The 16,755-nt window shown below is 67.1% G+C and carries 25 protein-coding genes and 1 tRNA gene; 12 read left to right on the forward strand and 14 right to left on the reverse strand.

Annotated features, from left to right (window positions below):
- Positions 1 to 60: 60 nt before the first annotated feature.
- The 5 genes from ASF40_RS06725 (at position 61) to ASF40_RS06740 (ending at position 2,302) form a co-directional block, all read left to right on the forward strand.
- Positions 61 to 240, forward strand: a complete 180-nt coding sequence (locus tag ASF40_RS06725; protein WP_056367413.1) for a hypothetical protein — start codon at positions 61 to 63, stop codon at positions 238 to 240.
- Between the two features lie 15 nt (positions 241 to 255).
- The gene (locus ASF40_RS21065) at positions 256 to 417 is read left to right on the forward strand and encodes a hypothetical protein (RefSeq protein ID WP_157549484.1); all 162 of its coding nucleotides are present in this window, start codon (positions 256 to 258) and stop codon (positions 415 to 417) included.
- A 70-nt stretch (positions 418 to 487) separates the two neighbouring features.
- A complete protein-coding gene (locus ASF40_RS06730) occupies positions 488 to 1,138 on the forward strand; it encodes a hypothetical protein (protein WP_157549487.1) in 651 nt (216 codons plus the stop codon).
- A 75-nt stretch (positions 1,139 to 1,213) separates the two neighbouring features.
- Entirely contained in the window at positions 1,214 to 1,687 is a 474-nt protein-coding gene (locus tag ASF40_RS06735) for a hypothetical protein (RefSeq protein ID WP_056367415.1), read from the forward strand.
- A gap of 36 nt (positions 1,688 to 1,723) precedes the next feature.
- Positions 1,724 to 2,302: a hypothetical protein gene (locus tag ASF40_RS06740; RefSeq protein WP_157549490.1), complete on the forward strand. Its 579-nt coding sequence runs from the start codon at positions 1,724 to 1,726 to the stop codon at positions 2,300 to 2,302.
- Here ASF40_RS06740 and ASF40_RS06745 read toward each other — a convergent pair.
- From ASF40_RS06745 to ASF40_RS06760, 4 genes are all read right to left on the reverse strand, one after another.
- Entirely contained in the window at positions 2,275 to 2,787 is a 513-nt protein-coding gene (locus ASF40_RS06745) for a hypothetical protein (RefSeq protein ID WP_056367417.1), read from the reverse strand. The two genes, ASF40_RS06740 and ASF40_RS06745, sit on opposite strands and share 28 nt — an antisense overlap.
- The gene (locus ASF40_RS06750; RefSeq protein WP_056367418.1) at positions 2,784 to 3,380 is read right to left on the reverse strand and encodes an RNA polymerase sigma factor; all 597 of its coding nucleotides are present in this window, start codon (positions 3,378 to 3,380) and stop codon (positions 2,784 to 2,786) included. Before ASF40_RS06750 ends, ASF40_RS06745 begins: the two co-directional genes overlap by 4 nt.
- Before the next feature lie 160 nt (positions 3,381 to 3,540).
- Positions 3,541 to 4,191 (reverse strand): hypothetical protein, encoded by a 651-nt coding sequence (locus ASF40_RS06755; protein ID WP_157549493.1) that lies wholly within the window; start codon positions 4,189 to 4,191, stop codon positions 3,541 to 3,543.
- Between the two features lie 17 nt (positions 4,192 to 4,208).
- Complete coding sequence (locus tag ASF40_RS06760; protein ID WP_056367420.1) at positions 4,209 to 4,544, reverse strand: hypothetical protein; 336 nt, start codon at positions 4,542 to 4,544, stop codon at positions 4,209 to 4,211.
- 225 nt (positions 4,545 to 4,769) lie between these two features.
- Here ASF40_RS06760 and ASF40_RS06765 point away from each other — a divergent pair, with 225 nt between their 5' ends.
- The 5 genes from ASF40_RS06765 to ASF40_RS06785 are packed head-to-tail and all read left to right on the forward strand — an operon-like array spanning position 4,770 to position 8,436.
- Positions 4,770 to 5,849 (forward strand): peptidoglycan-binding domain-containing protein, encoded by a 1,080-nt coding sequence (locus ASF40_RS06765; RefSeq protein ID WP_082496910.1) that lies wholly within the window; start codon positions 4,770 to 4,772, stop codon positions 5,847 to 5,849.
- Positions 5,850 to 5,851: 2 nt separating this feature from the next.
- On the forward strand, positions 5,852 to 6,487 hold the full coding sequence (locus ASF40_RS06770; protein ID WP_235560155.1) for an ABC transporter ATP-binding protein: 636 nt from the start codon (positions 5,852 to 5,854) through the stop codon (positions 6,485 to 6,487).
- The gene (locus tag ASF40_RS06775) at positions 6,484 to 7,587 is read left to right on the forward strand and encodes an ABC transporter permease (protein ID WP_056367422.1); all 1,104 of its coding nucleotides are present in this window, start codon (positions 6,484 to 6,486) and stop codon (positions 7,585 to 7,587) included. The genes ASF40_RS06770 and ASF40_RS06775 overlap by 4 nt, the downstream gene beginning before the upstream one ends.
- 44 nt (positions 7,588 to 7,631) lie before the next feature.
- Positions 7,632 to 8,045 (forward strand): DUF3566 domain-containing protein, encoded by a 414-nt coding sequence (locus ASF40_RS06780; RefSeq protein ID WP_056367423.1) that lies wholly within the window; start codon positions 7,632 to 7,634, stop codon positions 8,043 to 8,045.
- 49 nt (positions 8,046 to 8,094) lie between these two features.
- Complete coding sequence (locus ASF40_RS06785) at positions 8,095 to 8,436, forward strand: hypothetical protein (RefSeq protein WP_157549499.1); 342 nt, start codon at positions 8,095 to 8,097, stop codon at positions 8,434 to 8,436.
- Positions 8,437 to 8,535: 99 nt separating this feature from the next.
- On the opposite strand, the gene ASF40_RS06790 is transcribed toward ASF40_RS06785, so the two are convergent.
- Positions 8,536 to 9,138, reverse strand: a complete 603-nt coding sequence (locus tag ASF40_RS06790) for a trypsin-like serine protease (RefSeq protein ID WP_157549502.1) — start codon at positions 9,136 to 9,138, stop codon at positions 8,536 to 8,538.
- A 92-nt stretch (positions 9,139 to 9,230) separates the two neighbouring features.
- Here ASF40_RS06790 and ASF40_RS06800 point away from each other — a divergent pair.
- Positions 9,231 to 10,399 (forward strand): IS3 family transposase gene (locus ASF40_RS06800; RefSeq protein ID WP_157549505.1). Its coding sequence is split into 2 segments (ribosomal slippage): positions 9,231 to 9,515 and positions 9,518 to 10,399, totalling 1,167 coding nucleotides; the frame shifts between segments, so codons are not numbered across the junction.
- Here ASF40_RS06800 and ASF40_RS06805 read toward each other — a convergent pair.
- Genes ASF40_RS06805 through ASF40_RS06815 form a run of 3 tightly spaced genes read right to left on the reverse strand, consistent with a single transcriptional unit; the run spans position 10,368 to position 12,365 of the window.
- The gene (locus tag ASF40_RS06805) at positions 10,368 to 11,069 is read right to left on the reverse strand and encodes a competence protein CoiA (protein ID WP_056367428.1); all 702 of its coding nucleotides are present in this window, start codon (positions 11,067 to 11,069) and stop codon (positions 10,368 to 10,370) included. The two genes, ASF40_RS06800 and ASF40_RS06805, sit on opposite strands and share 32 nt — an antisense overlap.
- 59 nt (positions 11,070 to 11,128) lie before the next feature.
- Positions 11,129 to 12,097, reverse strand: a complete 969-nt coding sequence (locus ASF40_RS06810) for a hypothetical protein (RefSeq protein WP_056367429.1) — start codon at positions 12,095 to 12,097, stop codon at positions 11,129 to 11,131.
- Positions 12,090 to 12,365: a hypothetical protein gene (locus ASF40_RS06815; protein WP_056367430.1), complete on the reverse strand. Its 276-nt coding sequence runs from the start codon at positions 12,363 to 12,365 to the stop codon at positions 12,090 to 12,092. The genes ASF40_RS06810 and ASF40_RS06815 overlap by 8 nt, the downstream gene beginning before the upstream one ends.
- Positions 12,366 to 12,459: 94 nt before the next feature.
- On the opposite strand from ASF40_RS06815, the gene ASF40_RS06820 reads away from it, so the two are divergent.
- Positions 12,460 to 12,750, forward strand: coding sequence for a hypothetical protein (locus tag ASF40_RS06820; protein ID WP_056367431.1), 291 nt, complete (start codon positions 12,460 to 12,462; stop codon positions 12,748 to 12,750).
- A 3-nt stretch (positions 12,751 to 12,753) separates the two neighbouring features.
- On the opposite strand, the gene ASF40_RS06825 is transcribed toward ASF40_RS06820, so the two are convergent.
- The 6 genes from ASF40_RS06825 to nadD all read right to left on the reverse strand — a co-directional run bounded on the left by ASF40_RS06825 (position 12,754) and on the right by nadD (position 16,753).
- Positions 12,754 to 13,758: a site-specific integrase gene (locus ASF40_RS06825; protein WP_157549508.1), complete on the reverse strand. Its 1,005-nt coding sequence runs from the start codon at positions 13,756 to 13,758 to the stop codon at positions 12,754 to 12,756.
- A gap of 263 nt (positions 13,759 to 14,021) precedes the next feature.
- Positions 14,022 to 14,363 (reverse strand): helix-turn-helix transcriptional regulator, encoded by a 342-nt coding sequence (locus tag ASF40_RS06830; protein WP_327037400.1) that lies wholly within the window; start codon positions 14,361 to 14,363, stop codon positions 14,022 to 14,024.
- Between the two features lie 49 nt (positions 14,364 to 14,412).
- Positions 14,413 to 14,488, reverse strand: a tRNA-Ala gene (locus tag ASF40_RS06835).
- 71 nt (positions 14,489 to 14,559) lie between these two features.
- Positions 14,560 to 14,940, reverse strand: a complete 381-nt coding sequence (rsfS, locus tag ASF40_RS06840) for a ribosome silencing factor (RefSeq protein WP_056367434.1) — start codon at positions 14,938 to 14,940, stop codon at positions 14,560 to 14,562.
- On the reverse strand, positions 14,940 to 16,160 hold the full coding sequence (locus ASF40_RS06845) for a hypothetical protein (protein ID WP_056367435.1): 1,221 nt from the start codon (positions 16,158 to 16,160) through the stop codon (positions 14,940 to 14,942). Before ASF40_RS06845 ends, rsfS begins: the two co-directional genes overlap by 1 nt.
- Positions 16,157 to 16,753, reverse strand: a complete 597-nt coding sequence (gene nadD, locus ASF40_RS06850) for a nicotinate-nucleotide adenylyltransferase (RefSeq protein WP_045302733.1) — start codon at positions 16,751 to 16,753, stop codon at positions 16,157 to 16,159. Before nadD ends, ASF40_RS06845 begins: the two co-directional genes overlap by 4 nt.
- Positions 16,754 to 16,755: the final 2 nt, after the last annotated feature.

A 16,755-nucleotide genomic window follows, 5' to 3' on the forward strand; every position in this document is an offset into this window, starting at 1 on the left:
ATCCGGACGGCGGACATTTCGGAGTAGAAGCCGCCAACGTGGGCGGCAGAGAGGACGAACATGACAGCTCTCAAACCGACACCGAAGCAGCAGCGGCGGCGATGGCAGAGGATCGCGGTTCTCGCCGCGGCCGCCGGCATCGTGCTGAGCCTCGGTGTCGCCGCACCGGCCTCAGCCGCCATCCAAACGGGCACCCTGGGGTGCGGCGCGAACTACGGGTGGCTCACCGCGACCGCCTAGGTGTACTCGACGCACGTGCCGCCCGGCAGCCAGAAGCGGTTCATCTCCATCACCGGCGGCACCTACACCCTCGTGGCGACGTACAACGACGGTATGCCGAAGACCGGCGGAGGTGCGTGGGGCATCGAAGGGACGACGAGCGCGTCCGGAACCCCGTCCTGCAAGAACTACGCGTGATCCTCGTGGCCGGTCGTCCGGACGACCGGCCACGAGTCCAGCCAGAGTCCGCACCCCACCAGGAGCCTTGATGAGCGACCGTCATTCACTACTGCAGCGGTGGTCGGCGATCGCCTGCATCGCTGTCCTGTCCGCGATGTTCACGAGTTGCGCGTCGAACCCGCCAAGTGAGCCCACCTCCACACCGGCGCCAGTCGCAACGTCTTCCTCGCAGATCGCCGATCAGCTGTGGGAGCAGGTGGCGGCCAAGTACCCGGATGCGGAACGGCCGACCGTCGCCGTGGTCCGCTACGTCGACCGTTTCGAATGGGCCGGTACCGTCGCGGACTGCATGACCGAGTCCGGCTTCGAAGCGGAAGCCCAGCCGAACGGGATGCTCGCTGTCAATGAGGACGCCGCGCAGGCAATGGCGAGCGACGTCGCGCAGTGGTCCTGCATGGTGATGTACCCGCTCGAGGAGAAGTACACCCGTCCGTTCGACGAAGCCCAGCTGCAAGCGCTCTACGAGTACCAGACCACGACCCTGACGATCTGCTTGCAGGAGGCGGGCGTCGAAGTGTCAGCACCGCCAAGCCTCGAGGTGTTCGAGCAGACCTGGCAGACCAACGAGCAGTGGTCGCCGTACCTGGACGTGGCAGCATCTCCGCTGGGCATGGACCAGGTCAACGAGCTCAGCACCGAATGCCCCGAGCTGCCGGAGCACGTCTATGACCTGCGGTAGCCAGCAGGACGGCGGCCGATGCAAGCGTCGGGAGAAGGGACGCTGAGGTGCGCGCGAGGGTTCAGGAGGGGCGAGATGCTCGTCAGAGCGTTAGCCACTGCGGCCTTGGTGGCCGTCTGCGGGCTGAGCTTCGCGGCCTGCGGCACAGCGGAAGCCGGCATTCAGACCAAGCAGGTCAGCGGGCTCCCGGACGCAGATGAGGTGGCGGGCGGCGTGGTCGAGCCGACGGACTTCGAGACCACTGTGTTCCTCTCCGCGGATGAGGCCTCGCTGATTATCGTCACGTTCGGCAGCGGCTCCTGCCCTGCCGTGCCGACGGCTCTTGAAGAGACAGCCCCGCAGGAGGTCGGAGTGACCCTCGGGAGCTCCGGTGGATCCATGTGCACGAGCGACATGGCTGCGACGTCGAATTGGGTGGAATTGCCCGAGGACGTCGATGTGCTTTCACCGATCACGGTCCACATCGATGACGAAGAGATCGTCGTAGAGCCAGTACCGGCACTTCGAACTGACCCGTCGGGACCCGAGAGGGAACCGGAAGCCGGGTGACGGACATACAGGACGAATCCCCCAAGGAGGAGTTCTGTGTCAAAGCGCACTCTGGCGGCCGTGTCCGCCATTCTCATCACCCTGTCCATGTTCAGCGCCACCGCGGCCGTCGCCGCGGAACCTGATGAGCCGTCTGCCTGCACGGTCGGCGGCGTCGCCGTTCCCGTGGGCCAGCCGATGCCGGAGGAGATCCCGACGGTCATCTCCTGCTTCGACACCGTGGCCGAAGCGGAGCAGTTCATCGAAGACGGAGCCCCCGGCGACATCGAACAGCTCGTCGAGTCCGGGCCCGCGGCACGCACCGCGGTCGCGGCCGCAAGCACCGTGACCATCGGGAAGGTCTGGACGGGCACGTCCCGCTCCGGGTCGGTCCTCATCCACTGGGGCACCGGAAGCGGCTGCTACGGCGTGACCTACGGGTTCCCGACCCTGGCCAGCGGATGGAACAACAACATCCAGTCCGCTGAGGGCTACAGCAGCTGCTGGGCCTCGCACTACGACACCACCAGCTACGGTGGCGACGTCCTCACCTGCGCACCGTACTGCGCCACGCTCGGCTTCATGGCCTCACGCAGCTCATCGATCGTCTACCGCCCGGTGGGCACGTTCGGTTGATAGGGGTGCAGGTGCAGCACTGAGCACTCGATGCGCCCGGGGACAACCGCAGCCTCACCGTTCTCGGTGACACAGGTCGTGAACTCCTCGGGCGCATCGCCCGGCGTGGGCGTCGGATTCAACGCATCCGGCTCCTGCAGGGAACCCGACAGCCACATCTGCTCGCAGACCGCTTCGGCGTCCTCGATCGGCACCACCCCGTCGGGTGCGGCGATGCTCACGGCAGCTCCGGGCAGCGACCCGTCGGCCCCACGGTGGGGACTGTCGAGGCAGTGCACGACGAGCGTCTCGCTCACGGGCCGAGTCTCGAGGAGGACGACACCGGCCACAGCGGTGCCGGCCACGAGCAGCGCACCGCCGGCGATCGACAACCTGCCCCACATGGTCTGCCACCACTTCGGGCGTGACAGATCGCTCCGCATCTTCTCGATGAGGAGGTCCTGGACCGCGTCGTGGTGCGGCATCCTGCCGTTGTCGGCGCTCATGCGTCTGCTTCCTGTGCAGGGGGAGCATATCGGCGCAGCGTGGTCCGCAACCGTGCCTTGACACGGGACAGGCGCGACTTCACGGTGCCCTCCGGTATCCCGAGTGCGAGAGCGGTGTCTTTGATGGGGAGTTCGTGGACGACGTTCAGCAGCAGGATGCTCGCATCGCGTGGATTCAGTGACTGGAGCACGGCCCGGATGTCCTGTGAGATGCGGAGCGCGTCCAGCGCCCCGGCGACTTCATCAGCATGGTCTGGCGCTGGGCCGTCGTGGGGGATCCGGCTGAGCAGCCTGCTGTACCGGCGGGTCGTGCGGAGCTGATTCTTCGCGACGAACGAGGTGACGGTGAGCAGCCACGGAAGAATCGAGTCGTCGACGATGCGGACGGCGTCCCGTTTGCGCCACAGTTCGAAGAACACGGTCGCCGCCACTTCCTCGGCATCCCACGGCTTGCGGACGAGCACCAACGCCACACGGTAGACGGATTGGGCGTGCCGGTCGTGAAGCTGGCGGTACGCGCGCTCATCGCCTCGCGCGAGCCTGAAGAGCAGCTCGCCGTCGCCGGCGCTCTCCTGCTCACCCTGACTCGACACGACGAAACCCCATCCGAACGTCCTGACGGCTCGTCTCCGAGCCGGTGCTGCCCCACCCCATTCTGCGTTACGAGAGTGAGCGCTTCGGACATGCGCGGTGGGACGGGGAACAACGCACCGTGCCAACTGCTCATGGCTGTCGCTCCGCCGTCCATGGGGGTCAGTACTGCAGGCCGTCGATCTCTGGGTACAACCCCGGCGCCTCGCGCGGGCACTCCGCTTGGATCTCCATGAGCACCTCGTGGTTCCGGCCGCTGGCCTCCCACGCCTCCGCGATCGGGTCCCACGCGTTCCCCGTGGCGCTGTAGTCGCTCAGCCACGTCTGCAGCGACGGCGGCTCGCTGACGTCGTAGCCGAGCGCAGTGACACACGGCGCCACGGTGGATTTGAAGAACTCGAACTGCGCCGTCGCCTGCTTCTCCGGAAGCGGTTCGTTCCGGCGAACGTCGTAGGGGTACTTCGCTTCGCACACGTACACCGCAAGATTCAGGGCAGGCCCTTGCTCCTTCGGGACGTCGGCGTACTCCACTGCTCCACCCGAGTAGACAGACGCCGAAAAGCCCTCCTCCGCCAGACAGTCAACCTGCGCTTCGGGCCACTCCTCGATGGGGACGATTCGTACGATCTCAACGTCGGGCGGGTCGGCGATGCCGGAGCCCTGGGCGCGAAACTCGAGCATGTCCCGGTACAGCACCATCCACTGATCTGCCGTCGTGGTCCAGTCTTTTGTCGCCTCGACCGTCTCGCGTGGCTGTGGGTCGGTGGCGGAACACGCGGCGACGGCCGTGACGGTGAGAGCACACACCGTCACGGCCGTCGCGAGCCTTGCTATCCGGCGCACGTGGCTCCGGACGGGCAGTAGACGTACGCCGACTTCGAGGAGAACGTGCCCGGCGTGATCATCGTCGTGTTGTGATACCCGGCCGAGACCGCCTGGTTCCAGCTGAGCGCCCCAGACGGGCTGCTGACCTTGATCACCGAGTCGACGTAGTACTGCGTGCTCGACGAGGTGTTGGACGACATCTGCAGCCGGTTGTTCGTGCCTGCATTGTGGCTCAGCTGCCAGTTCTCGTAGGCGAATGCGGGCGTCGCCGCGAGGGACAGGCTTGCCCCGAGAACCGCTGCCGTGAGTACTGCCGCCAACTTCTGCCGTCCTGTGCGCATGTTCCACTCCTTGAACCCCAGCATGGACGCTGAACGTCGCCACCAGAGATGTAGGTGGCGTGAGAAGCATCGTGGAATGACCAGCTCCGCGTCACTCCACGATCTGGGACATGTTCGCGCGGGTCGGCCCGATCGGCCGGAGAGCAACAGGGCGGATCGGTTAGGTTGACGCAATGACGAGGATGGCAATAGGTGTTGGCGGCGTCAGCGTCCAGGGCCGGTCGCATGAGGCCATCTGACGCAAAGGTGCGGCGTTGGCCCTGGGTCGTGATCGGCTCGATCGTTCTCCTGGGCGTCGGCGCTGCGGCCGGTTGGGCGGTCACGACCGTGCTCACCCCGGCCGAGGACGTTCTCGAGTCAACGCCGTACACCTACGTCTCCGTCGAGCCTGGCGAGGTCGGGGCAAGCATCCAACTGAACACGGTGGCGGAATGGACTCCGGTGCCCGTTGGGGCGAACCGGGCAGCCGGGGTCGTCACCGGGGTCACCGTGACCGCCGGCGATGAAGTCTCACAGGGATCGACGCTGTACACCGTTGACCTGAAGCCAGTTGTCGTGGCCCAGGGCGATGTCCCGGCGTTCCGGGCGATCGGGCAGGACACCGAGGGTACGGACGTCGCCCAGCTTCAGACGATGCTCGCGGCCCGCGGGTTCTACTCCGGTGCCGTGGACGGGAAGGCGAAAGCTGGCACTGTCCGGGCCATCAAGGCGTGGCAGAAGAGTCTGGGTGTGCCGCAGACCGGGGCGGTCGACGCCGGCGATGTCATCTACGTGCCGACTCTGCCCACCCGTGTCGCCCTCGACGAGGAGCTGATCTTCCGCGGCGCGACGCTGGCCGGGGGTGAGGAAGCGGTGCAGGGGCTCCCGGCGGCGCCGGTGTTCGAGGTTCCGGTCACCACCGCGCAGGCCGCGATGATGCCGGCGGGCACGCGTGTGCAGATCACCTCGCCGGAAGGCGCGGAGTGGGCGGGGTTCGTGGTCGAGCAGAAGCCGGAGGCGGACACCGGCAACGTGATCGTTTCGCTCTCAGGGGAGGGCGGCGCGGTGATCTGCGCCGATCAGTGCGCACAGGTGCCGGTGTCCGGAGAATCCATCCTGAGGTCTCGGATCGTGACTCAGGAGACGGTCGCCGGTCTCGTGGTGCCCTCCGCGGCCCTTGTCACCGGCAGCGACGGGCAGGTCGCGGTCATCGACGAGACCGGCGGCCGTGTTCCGGTCACCGTGGTGGCGGCGGCGAAAGGGATGACCGTCGTGGAGGGCATCAGCGACGGCACCCGAGTTCGCATCCCCGGTGAGGGATCCTGATCTTGCTGCGCGCCCAGGACCTGTCCTTCTCGTATGGACGTGGCACCGCACCGGTCATTGACGGCTGGTCGGCGGAGTTCCCCGAAGGCACCACCACTGCGCTGACCGGCCCGTCCGGGCGTGGGAAATCGACGCTGCTGTACCTGCTCGGGCTGATGCTCCGACCGACCGCCGGAGAGATCCTCATCGACGGCATGCCGGCCTCCACCGTCCGGGACGCCGCGAAAGCACGCCTGCGCGCAGACCGGTTCGGGTTCGTTTTTCAGGACGCCGCGCTCGATCAGACCCGGACGGTCATCGACAACGTCACCGAGACAGCGCTCTACCGGGGCGCGCGCCGAAACGATGCCGCCCGCCGCGGGATGGAGCTCCTCGACAGGTTCGGGGTGGACGTTCCCGCCGACCGGAAGCCTGGCCAGGTGTCCGGCGGTCAAGCGCAGCGGATCGCGCTGTGCCGGGCCCTGCTCAGTGAGCCTCGCATCCTGCTGGCCGACGAACCCACCGGGAACCTCGACCCGGCCACCACCGCGGTGGTCGTGGACGCGTTGCAGGAGCACGCGGCCTCCGGCGCCGCGGTCATCATCGTCACCCACTCGCCCGAGGTCGCGGACGCCTGTGACCGGAGGATCGAGCTGTGACGGCCCGCCCCGCAGCGGTCGTGAGGGAAGCGTGGGCATCCGCACTGTCGCAACCGATCGCGTCGGTCGTCACCGTCCTCGTCGTGGTCGGGATGGTGCTGACCGTCATGCTCACCACCGGCCGCACCGTCGGCGCGGAGCAGCGGGTGCTCGGTTCCATCGACGACGCCGGCACCCGCACGATCCAAGTCCGGGCCGAGACCGGCGCCGGTCTCACCAGTGACGTGCTCGACCGGATCGCGACCATCGAAGGCATCGAATGGGCTGCCGCGTTCTCCTCCGCCGTGGACGCCACCAACGCCGCCGTCCCAGACGGCACCCGAGTCCCTGTCCGCCTCGCATACGGGGCGCACCTCAGCCGGCTCGGCATCCCCGCCACCTCGCCGCTACCCGGCGACCTCGCGTACGCCTCACCGCAAGCCCTCGAACAGCTCGGCCTTCCCGACATCGCGGGCTCCATCACTACGACCACAGGCACCAACTACGCCATGGCCGGCTCGCTCACCACCCCGGACTTCCTCACCGGCTTCGAACCCGTCGTCCTCGCCCCGCAGCCCGATGCCGCCGGCGACGAGACCGTCAATGTCCTCCTCGTGATCGCCGACCGCCCCGACCTGGTCACGCCCGTCTCCAACGCCGTGTTCTCCGTGCTCGCCGTAGACGACCCCACGAAGATCTCGGTCCAGACCTCACAGGCGCTCGCCGACCTCCGCGCGATCGTGCAGACCCAGCTGGGGACCTTCTCCCGCGGGCTCGTGCTCGTCACCCTCGCGGTCACCGGCGTCCTCGTCGCGGTCATCCTGTACGCCCTCGTGATGATGCGCCGCAAAGACTTCGGCCGCCGCCGCGCCCTCGGCGCCACCCGCGGCCTCATCATCGGGCTCCTGCTCACACAGACCACCTTGCTCACCGTCGCCGGCGTGGTGGCCGGCCTCGCCGTATCCGCGATCGCGCTCGCCGCAACCGGCGACCCGTTCCCAGGACTGGCGTTCACCGCCGCACTCGCCATCCTCACCATCAGCACCGCCGCGATCGCATCACTGCTACCCGCCGCGGTCGCCAGCACACGAGAACCGATCCGAGAGCTTCGCGTGCCGTAGCCGAACGAACCTGTCCCACCGTGCCCGAAGAGAGGTAGTTGACCATGAGTTCGATCGCCGACCAACTCGCCAAGAAGTCCACCCACAAGACAGGCGTGAAGCAGGTACGCCTCCGGCTGGTGTACGTCGACTTCTGGTCCGCGTTGAAGCTATCCTTCCTGGCCGCCATCGCCGTCGCCGTCGTCACCGTCGTCGGATTCGTGCTCCTCTACCTCGTCGTGCGAGCGACGAACGTCATCGCCGAGGTCGACGGGGTCATGGCGGGCTTCTCGGACGGGAGCATCCTGCTGTCACAGTTCCTGGGGTTGCCTCAGGTGCTCTCGTTCGCAGCGGTGGTCGCCATCCTGAACCTTGTCGTCGTCACCGTCCTGGGCGCGGTCCTCGCCGGCATCTACAACCTCGCGGTCAAAGTGACCGGGGGTCTGCTGGTCGGTTTCAGCTCGAGCACGCATGTCTAGGGCGCGCGGGGCCCAGACGCGGCGAGCCACCCACCGTAGGGTTGAGAGCATGGGGACTCAGAGCGTTCGTCAACGTGAGCATGTCTCCGTAGGACTGGTGATCGCGGCGACGCTGCTGGCGGTCGGCACCATTGTGTTCCTCTGGTTGGTGGCGGTTCCATGGGGCCCGATCGTCTGCCCCGCCATCGAACCTGCACCGCTGAACTGTCAGCAGCCCCACCGAGCAGACAGCGCGACGGTAGCTACTTGGGTGGTACTGGGCATCTATGCCTTGACGATGCTCTTCGCACTGGTCGCACCCATAAGGCGCCGATCTGTCGTTGTCGTCGGCGTTACTCTGCTCGCGATTTGCCCGATCGCGGCATATGTTTTCGTCGCATGGGTGGGGTAAACGGCCCACCATGAAGGGCTTCCCGGAGTTGCCCGCCCGTAGTTGTGCCCCCAGGACCTTCGAATCGGTTCCTGGGGGCACAGCAGGCTCTCGCAAGTTCTAGGGGATGTACGAAAGGCCCCAGTTTCCGCCGCTGCCGATCGCTGCGACCACGGGTGCGAACAGTGCGACAGGGCTGCAGTTTCGGGTCGCTGTGCCCGGGTCCCCGGTGCAGGTCTGCGACCCTCCGACAATGCCGCTGATCACGCCCGACGCCATCGCCTTACCGGCGACCATCTGGTACACCGGGCCACCGCTGTCGCCGTTGCCGGCCGCTTCGATGCTCGACCGCTGACTGGTCCAGGTGATGCCCGCGTAGCACTGCGTGACGGAGTAGCAGATTGTCAGTCCGGTGAAGAGGACTTCATTGCTGCACACGTTCCCTGACCTTGATCCGGTGTAGCAGACGTCAGTCCCGACGGCCGGGTAGTTTCCACCGCGGACGAACTCACCCGTGGAGATGTCGGTGTAGCTGCCCGTGTAGATGGCAGGAATCATCTTCGACAGGCGTCCGCCTGTCCACAGTGCGGTGTCAGAGTTGAAGCCCGCCGTGGAGAGGAATCCCTGGAAATCTCCAATGTGATTCTGTGTCACGTTGTTGGTACGCGAGTACTGCCAGGCGGTATAGGTCTTGTCCCTTCCGCAGTGCTCCGCTGAAAGCATGCCTGGCGCCGATGTGGTGAGATGGGACTGCTGCACGGATAGGTGACATCTGATCTGGCTTGCCCGAGGGGTCGGCCTGGAAGGATGTTGCTGTGCCCAAGCCCTACCCGAGCGAGTTCCGTGACGACGTGGTGCGCGTCGCGAGGAACCGCGAGCCCGGAGTCACGATCGAGCAGATCGCGAAAGACTTCGGCGTTCACCCGATGACCCTGCAGAAGTGGCTCCACCGCGCCAAGGTTGACGAAGGAACCGCGCCGGGCCCGTCCCGGGCGGAGTCGGCGGAGAATCGTGAACTGCGGAAGCGGGTCCGGCTGCTCGAGCAGGAGAACGAGGTGCTTCGGCGGGCGGCGGCGTATCTGTCGCAGGCGAGCCTGCCGGGAAAAGGCTCTACCCGCTCGTGACTGAGCTCGCCGCCGCGGGGATCCCCGTGACGGTGACGTGCCGGGTGCTCAAGCTCTCCCGCCAGCCCTACTACCGGTGGCTGGCGAAGCCCATCACCGCGAGCGAGGTGGTAGAGGCGTATCGCGCGAACGCGCTGTTCGACGCGCACAAGGACGACCCCGAGTTCGGGCACCGGCTCCTCGCCGACGAAGCCCGCGACGCCGGCGAGGCGATGTCGGACCGGACCGCATGGAAAATCGCGTCAGCGAACGGCTGGTGGAGCGCGTTCGGCAAGAAGCGGGGCCGTGGCAGCGGGAAGAAGGCGGGCCCGCCCGTCCACGACGATCTCGTCGGTCGCGACTTCACCGCTGACGAACCGAACCAGTTGTGGCTGTGTGACATCACGGAGCACCGGACCACGGAAGGCAAGCTCTACCTCTGCGCGTTCAAGGACGTGTTCTCCAACCGGATCGTCGGCTACTCGATCGACTCCCGGATGAAGTCGAGCCTGGCCGTCACCGCCCTGAACAATGCGGTCGCCCGGCGCGGCGACGTCGCCGGCTGCGTGGTCCACAGCGACCGCGGGTCGCAATTCCGCAGCCGGAAATTCCTGCGCGCTTTGGCCCACCACGGCATGGTCGGATCCATGGGCCGGGTCGGCGCCGCGGGTGACAACGCCGCCATGGAGAGCTTCTTCGCGCTGCTCCAGAAGAACGTCCTCAACCGCCGCAGCTGGACCACCCGCGATGAGCTCCGCATCGCGATCGTGACCTGGATCGAGCAGACCTACCACCGACGTAGACGACAGCCTCGCCTCGGCCGTTTGACGCCCGTCGAGTTCGAGGTCATCATGAACACGCCAGCCGCACTGGCTGCGTGACAAACCAACCGTCACCTATCCGTGCAGCAGTCCCGATGTCGACCTCAGTCGCTTTTGCTTGCACGTGCTTGTTGAGCTCGCCCCCGAAGAGTCTTCGCCCTGCATCCGCGAGCGGAATCACGTCGCTCCCCGCCGCGAACTTCCCCGGGACGGTCGCCTCCAGCGCGTCGGCCGCACCGCCGATTCGGTAGGACTGAGGAACCTCGCGAGTCCAGTTCGAGGGGCCAAGGAACCATCGGCACTCGACGCCGGCCTCCTGGTATCGCCTGGTACGGCGGGCAAATTCCTGATCCGACTGAGGCGACCACTGAACCTCGACCGCGATTCGTTTCTCACCGCGGATGAGCAGCACATCGGCAATCCAGTCCCGATTCTCAGAGACGTACTCGATGTGCGACTCCCATCCCGTGACTTCTCCTGCTCCGGCCAGCGCGGTCTTCGCCGCGTGGTGCTCCGCCGTCTCAGGCCCCGTCTCATGCAATTGACAGCCGACGCCGGGGTGGTGCGCAAAGAACCGCAGGCCAAGCGACGAGTGTTTCGGGATGGCCTGCTCGCCGCACGTCATTGTCAGAGATGTGTACCGGTAGTTCTCGCGAAGAGCGGCCCAAACCTCGGCAGAGACGTCGAAGGCCGAAATCCGGGCGCCTTCCAGCATGGCGGTCATCGGCATAGCGAAATCGTAGTGATCCGCGACGACATCACCGTCTGCACCAGTCGTGGCGGGATCGATCAGAGCGTGATGTCAGGTCCTCGCTTGGCGAGATCGGTAGTCAGCCAGCGAAAGACTGTCATCGACGACGTGGGTGAAGCTGCGCAGGTGCGGAAGTAGCCCCGGCTCGCGAACTCCAGCGCGTGGCGGCGTGGCTCCGTGTACACGTCGAGGGGCAGCATCCCGCCCCGGAAACGCGTGCGGGATACCTCGGCGACCCTCGCCCGCAACTCGACCTCATGATCGGCGAAGTACTCCTCGGCAATCGCAAGGATCTCGCGCACGACACGTCGGTTCTCCGACCGCTCCTGCAACGCGCGCACCAGATCCGGAGGAGTCGGCTCGTCCTGATTTCTGATTCGGGCGATGTCCTCGCCGCTCCGCTTCTGCGCGAAGAATGCGTCGGCCGCGGCATCGTTGTGACGGCGCTCCGGCGCTAGAACCCGGTGAAGCCGACGCTCAGGCAACCCTGCACGCGCGCGGCGACGCCGCAGGCGCCTCGCTTCGTTCTCGCGCTCACGATACGTTGCGCGTTGGTCGGGAGTCGGCGACCATGCCGGGTCGCGGCCGGCAGCCCGGGCGCGGTCGACCGCGCGGCGTCGCGCCTCGTTCGCCTTCTCCGGGTCTGCAGCCTCACGCGCCCGCCGGCGCTCGGCGATCGCATCGCGATTGCGGTAGTAATAGTCCCGCTGAGCCTGCTTGTAAGTCTCCGGGTGCTTCTGCTTGTACCGCTCGCGCGCTTGCTGACGCTCCTCCGGGTGCTCCGCTGCCCACGCTCTTGCGCGATCGATCCCCTTCTGGCGGCGCGCCTTCTCCTCCCGCTCGCGCTGAGCACGATCACGCTCCCGCTCGCGGTTCTTCCGGCGGATGTCCTCGCGATTCCGCTCACGGTACTCCGCGTAGTAGGTCGGGTGCGCGTCGTTCCATGCCTTCCGCTGTGCGGCCAGGCGCGCTGCCCCCTCGTCGTCCCTCGGCTGCGCGTCACTCATGGTGGTCCACTGCGAGAACGCCGTCGAGCTCAACGAGAGCTGTGAACAACTCCTCGCGCGTCGCGGTGGGGTCGGTGATCGCTCGTGCAAAGAGCGCACGCATCCGCTCCCGCTCGACGTCGGACACGTCACCAAGCCGCGCGAGACACCATTCGATGTCGTCGGCGCGGCTATAGCTCGGATCATCCACCTCGATGCCGGGGTAGTACAGGAACGCGAGCACAGCCACGTGCTCCAGGACGGCGTCAGCGCGCTCACGATCGCTCATGGCAGGAAGGTGCGCACCCAGCGCCCACGATTCGGGCGGCGATGTCTGCTGGTCGGTCTACTCTCATGCGTGTTCGGCCGGAGGAGGAAGCCCAATGGCCGAACCGCGCCGGTGGCACCCGCTCCTCGCAGCGCAGGAAGGTCCGACGGGCACGTGGACATTGCTGGACGCGTTCGACCGCGTGTACGGCACCATCGAGATCCGCCGGGTGAACGCCACCGAAATTCGCTACCGCGCCAGCTTCCGGGGTGAGGTCATCGGCTGGTCAACAACCCTCCGTCTCGCCTGCGAGCGGGTCCACGACGAGTTCCTGCGGAACCACGGCCCGAACGGCGGACCGATCGCGAGTTGGGGCATGAACGATCGAGGTAAACCGATCGAATAGGTACTAAGCCGCTTCGATGTCTTCCTCGTCGAGGAAGTCGAGCGCCGGATCATCGACCGCTCCGTCGTCGGTCGAGAGCAGCGAGGTATCGGGGTTCACGCGGCGTAGGGTCCGGTCGAGGATTCCTGCCGGCCCCCGATCCACGCTGCGGTCGGGCTCGATGTAGTGCCCTTGTGTGATCGCAGTCGATCCGTGGCCGAGGAAAGTGGCGGCAGCGTCGGCGCTCGCCCCGCGCGCGATGACCGTTGCACCGGTCCGCCGATACCAGCGCAACGTGATCCCCTCCGCCGAGAGATCTGCCAGCTCGAGGAACGCTCGGAAGGTACGTCGCACATTGAACGGGCTCAGTGGCTTGCCCACTCGATTGGCGAAGACGGTCCGTTGCGGGTCGGTGGTCGGGATGCCAGCGAGCCGTGCTCGAAGGACACCCGCAGCGAAGTCGGGGACCGCGATTCGGCGGATAGAGTGCTCGGTCTTCGGGTGGTCTTGACGGACGGCACCGCTGCCGGTGCGCAACACGACCGTCCCCCTTACCGAGACCGCCATCCCGCCGGGAGCGTCCTCGACATCGCACACGCGGAGAGCGAGGCACTCGCCGATGCGCAGTGCGGTGCCGAGGAGCACCTCGATGATGTCGCGCACCTGCCCGTCGGGCCTGGGTCCCTTGACGTCGGGTCCGGTCCGCCAGCGACCCGCGGCATCGCGGATCGCGTTGATCTGCTCGACGGTCAACGCCTGACGCTCGCCCTTCGGCCGGCGCAGTGGGCTCGTTCCCTGCACCGGATTCCGCGGGATCGCGTCGTGCCGGAGAGCAAAACCGAAGAGTTGATTGAGAATCGTCCGCGAGTGGTGCGCACGAGAGAACGACACGGCCCTCTCCGAGCGGAGGAACCACTCCACGCGGCCCGTGGTGATCTCACCGAGCGAGAAATGCTCGAACTGCGGCCGCACGCGGAGGCGGAGATCATCGCGGTAGTTCTTCTTCGTCCCATCCGACAGCTCGCGCATCTCCAGATCCTCGAGCCACAGATCAGCGAGGTGACGGAAGGAGCTGCTGAAATCGAGCAGGCCTCCCGCCCCGAAGCCCGGCCTGTCCAGCAGGCGCTCCTTCAAACGGGCTCGAGCGGCCGACTCCGTACGTGCAGCACCCGTCACTCTGCGCAGGCGCCCGTCTGCGTCGCGAATGCGCGCCAACGCTACGTACGACGCGCCTCGCCTGGTCACGCTGATGGTTCCGTACGAGCCGATCAGGGTGCGTGGCCGCCCGCCGTTCACGACGCACCGCCGGCGTGACGCCGCTCGTCGGCCAGCTCCATGCGCTGGACCCACGCGTCGATCTCGCTCTCACGGAATCTCAGCTGCGTGCCGACACGGAACCCGCGGGGGCCACGACCCTTGCTCCGCAGGTCGTAGATCGTCTGCACGGAAACTTTGAGCTGCGCGGCAAGTTCAGCCAACGACACGTAGTTCCCGTGTCCCGACTCTGAGGTGCCCGCACCGTCCATATAGCGAAGGTGCGCGGGCCTTGCCGTGTACCTTCCAGATACTCCGAGAAGGTCCGAGAGAGCACTGCGGCGACCCGGCGAAGTGTCCAGTAAACGACTACCAAACATTCAAGCTCCCTGATCAGGGAATGAAGATTTGGGACTTTACCGGGAGTTTTGGTGGACCTGAGGGGACTCGAACCCCTGACCCCCTGCATGCCATGCAGGTGCGCTACCAGCTGCGCCACAGGCCCGGATGTTGTCCCCACTCTCGCGGGGCAACTCGTCTAGCTTACAACATTCTGAGGGGTGCTCCGTACCAGCGTCACTCCTCGACGGTGGCCCGAGCCGGCAGGGTGATGGGCACGACGGGGCAGTCCTTCCACAGCCGCTCGAGGCCGTAGTAGACGCGCTCCTGCTCGTGGAACACGTGCACCACCAGGTCGCCGAGGTCGATGAGGATCCACCGCGACTCGTCGCGGCCCTCGCGGCGCAGCCGCTTGTGGCCGGCTTCGAGCAGCTTGTCCTCGATCTCGTCGGCGATCGCCGCGACATTGCGTTCGCTGCGCCCGGTGACGAGCAGGAAGATGTCGACGAGCGGAAGGGGCTCGGACACGTCGAGCGCGACGAGATCCTCGCCGCCCTTGGCGTCGGCCGCGGCCGCGGCGATCTGGAGCATGTCGTGCGACTGCACGTTCGCCACCATCAGAACACTCCTGTCACGAAGGCGAGGATCAGAACGCCGACGAGGGCGAGGGCCAGCACGCCCGCGGTGATCGCGAGCGACATCATGAGCTTGCCGCCCTTCTCGGGCACCGGGGGCTTGATGACGTCGCCGGGCGCCTTCGCGGTGCTCACGGCGGCGCTTGCGGCGATCGGCGTCGGCGACGAGTGCGACGGCAGCTCGCCGTCGACCAGCGTGGCGTCGATCTCCTTGCCGTCAGCGGTGCCCTTCGCGTGCCCGGTCGAGCCGAGTCCCTCGGGCAGGTTGAAGGTGCCGGTGACGATGACCTCGCCGGTGGCGGTGACGGGCGCCACGAGGGGCCCCACCTCCGGCGCCTGCGACACGATCAGCGCGTTGGGGATCGCGATGGCACCGGTCGTGCGCGTGAGCAGCTGGTCGAACGAAGGCGGGAACTCGACGGCCGCGGGCTGCCCAGCGGCGGGTGCGTCGTCGAGGAGACTGGCGCCGAGGAGCGGGCTGACGGCCTTCGGCGCCGCAGGGGCCGCTTCGGCCTCGGTCTCGGTCTCGTCGTCGTCGGAGGCGCCGAACACGCTGTCGAACGGGCGGTCCTCGACCTCGGGCGCCGGGGACTGTTCGGCGAAGCCGGGAACCGGAACGGGGGCGACGGGCGCGGCCTGCTGCCAGACCGGTGCGGGGGCCGGCGCGGAGTCCGCCTCGCGAGGGATGCCGAACAGCGTGTGCATGCCGCTGTCGGTCGATACCGAGGACGCGTCGGTGGCAGGGGTGAACATCGACGGCGCGGGCTCATCGAAGGGGGCCACGGGCGGCGGGGCGACGGGGAACGCGAATGTCGGGGCAACGCCGCCGCTGGCGGCCGCGTGGGCGGCGACGACCTCCGGCGTGATCACGGGCACCGAAGCGGTGCGGATGCGCTCCTGCTGTCGCGCCTGGCGGCGGGTGAGCGGAGACACGCCCAGGTCCACGGCGGAGTCCGGAACGGGCGCCGGCGCCACGGCGGCCGGCTCGGACGGGCGCGGGAAAGGCGCGACGGCGACGGTCGCGGGAGGCGGGGTCGACAGCGCGGCGTCGACGGGGGGCGCCACGACGGGCGCGGCCTGGGTCTCGATGGCCTCGTCGTCGGCGGGGATCGCCGTGATCACGGGGGTGGACCCCGTGTTGCGCAGTTCGCGGATCTGCTTACGTGTGAGGGCTGGCGTCGCCGGGTGCTCGGGTGTACTCATTCCTTGCTCCGGTAGAGATGGTGCTTCGCAATGTATTGGACGACCCCGTCGGGTACGAGGTACCACACCGGGTGTCCTCGCTGAACTCGATCGCGGCAGTCCGTCGATGAGATCGCGAGGGCGGGGATCTCGAGCTGGCTGACGTCGTCGCTGGGCAGGCCATCCGTATTCAGTACGTGTCCAGGCCTGGACACCGCGACGAAGTGGGCGAGGTCCCACAACTCATCATGGTCCCTCCAACTGAGAATTTGCGCTATGGCGTCGGCCCCGGTGATGAAGAACAGCTCCGCGTCCGGCCGCTGGGCCTTGAGATCGCGGAGCGTGTCGATGGTGTAGGTGGGGCCGTCGCGGTCGATGTCGACGCGGCTGACCGTGAATCGGGGGTTGGATGCCGTGGCGATGACGGTCATCAGATAGCGATGCTCGCTCGGCGAGACGTCAGCCTTCTGCCAGGGTTCGCCTGTCGGCACGAAGACGACCTCGTCGAGGTCGAACCACTGCGCCACTTCACTGGCGGCGACCAGGTGCCCATGATGGATGGGGTCGAAGGTGCCGCCCATGACCCCGATCCGCGGGGCTGTCGCCAAGGACATGC

It is taken from the genome of Microbacterium sp. Leaf288, assembly GCF_001422925.1.
In the GTDB taxonomy this organism is placed as follows: Bacteria; Actinomycetota; Actinomycetes; order Actinomycetales; family Microbacteriaceae; genus Microbacterium.

Excerpts from the sequence above, each read along its gene's own strand:
- ASF40_RS06780 (WP_056367423.1), top strand. The coding sequence starts at position 7,632 with ATGAGTTCGATCGCCGACCAACTCGCCAAGAAGTCCACCCACAAGACA.
- ASF40_RS06830 (WP_327037400.1), bottom strand. The coding sequence starts at position 14,363 with ATGTTTGGTAGTCGTTTACTGGACACTTCGCCGGGTCGCCGCAGTGCT.
- ASF40_RS06745 (WP_056367417.1), bottom strand. The coding sequence starts at position 2,787 with ATGAGCGCCGACAACGGCAGGATGCCGCACCACGACGCGGTCCAGGAC.
- nadD (WP_045302733.1), bottom strand. The coding sequence starts at position 16,753 with ATGTCCTTGGCGACAGCCCCGCGGATCGGGGTCATGGGCGGCACCTTC.
- ASF40_RS06760 (WP_056367420.1), bottom strand. The coding sequence starts at position 4,544 with ATGCGCACAGGACGGCAGAAGTTGGCGGCAGTACTCACGGCAGCGGTT.
- ASF40_RS06790 (WP_157549502.1), bottom strand. The coding sequence starts at position 9,138 with ATGCTTTCAGCGGAGCACTGCGGAAGGGACAAGACCTATACCGCCTGG.
- ASF40_RS06735 (WP_056367415.1), top strand. The coding sequence starts at position 1,214 with ATGCTCGTCAGAGCGTTAGCCACTGCGGCCTTGGTGGCCGTCTGCGGG.
- ASF40_RS06730 (WP_157549487.1), top strand. The coding sequence starts at position 488 with ATGAGCGACCGTCATTCACTACTGCAGCGGTGGTCGGCGATCGCCTGC.
- ASF40_RS06815 (WP_056367430.1), bottom strand. The coding sequence starts at position 12,365 with ATGAGCGATCGTGAGCGCGCTGACGCCGTCCTGGAGCACGTGGCTGTG.
- ASF40_RS06765 (WP_082496910.1), top strand. The coding sequence starts at position 4,770 with ATGAGGCCATCTGACGCAAAGGTGCGGCGTTGGCCCTGGGTCGTGATC.
- ASF40_RS06725 (WP_056367413.1), top strand. The coding sequence starts at position 61 with ATGACAGCTCTCAAACCGACACCGAAGCAGCAGCGGCGGCGATGGCAG.
- ASF40_RS06810 (WP_056367429.1), bottom strand. The coding sequence starts at position 12,097 with ATGAGTGACGCGCAGCCGAGGGACGACGAGGGGGCAGCGCGCCTGGCC.
- ASF40_RS06785 (WP_157549499.1), top strand. The coding sequence starts at position 8,095 with ATGGGGACTCAGAGCGTTCGTCAACGTGAGCATGTCTCCGTAGGACTG.
- ASF40_RS06825 (WP_157549508.1), bottom strand. The coding sequence starts at position 13,758 with ATGCGCGAGCTGTCGGATGGGACGAAGAAGAACTACCGCGATGATCTC.
- ASF40_RS06845 (WP_056367435.1), bottom strand. The coding sequence starts at position 16,160 with ATGAGTACACCCGAGCACCCGGCGACGCCAGCCCTCACACGTAAGCAG.
- rsfS (WP_056367434.1), bottom strand. The coding sequence starts at position 14,940 with ATGGTGGCGAACGTGCAGTCGCACGACATGCTCCAGATCGCCGCGGCC.
- ASF40_RS06805 (WP_056367428.1), bottom strand. The coding sequence starts at position 11,069 with ATGCCGATGACCGCCATGCTGGAAGGCGCCCGGATTTCGGCCTTCGAC.
- ASF40_RS06820 (WP_056367431.1), top strand. The coding sequence starts at position 12,460 with ATGGCCGAACCGCGCCGGTGGCACCCGCTCCTCGCAGCGCAGGAAGGT.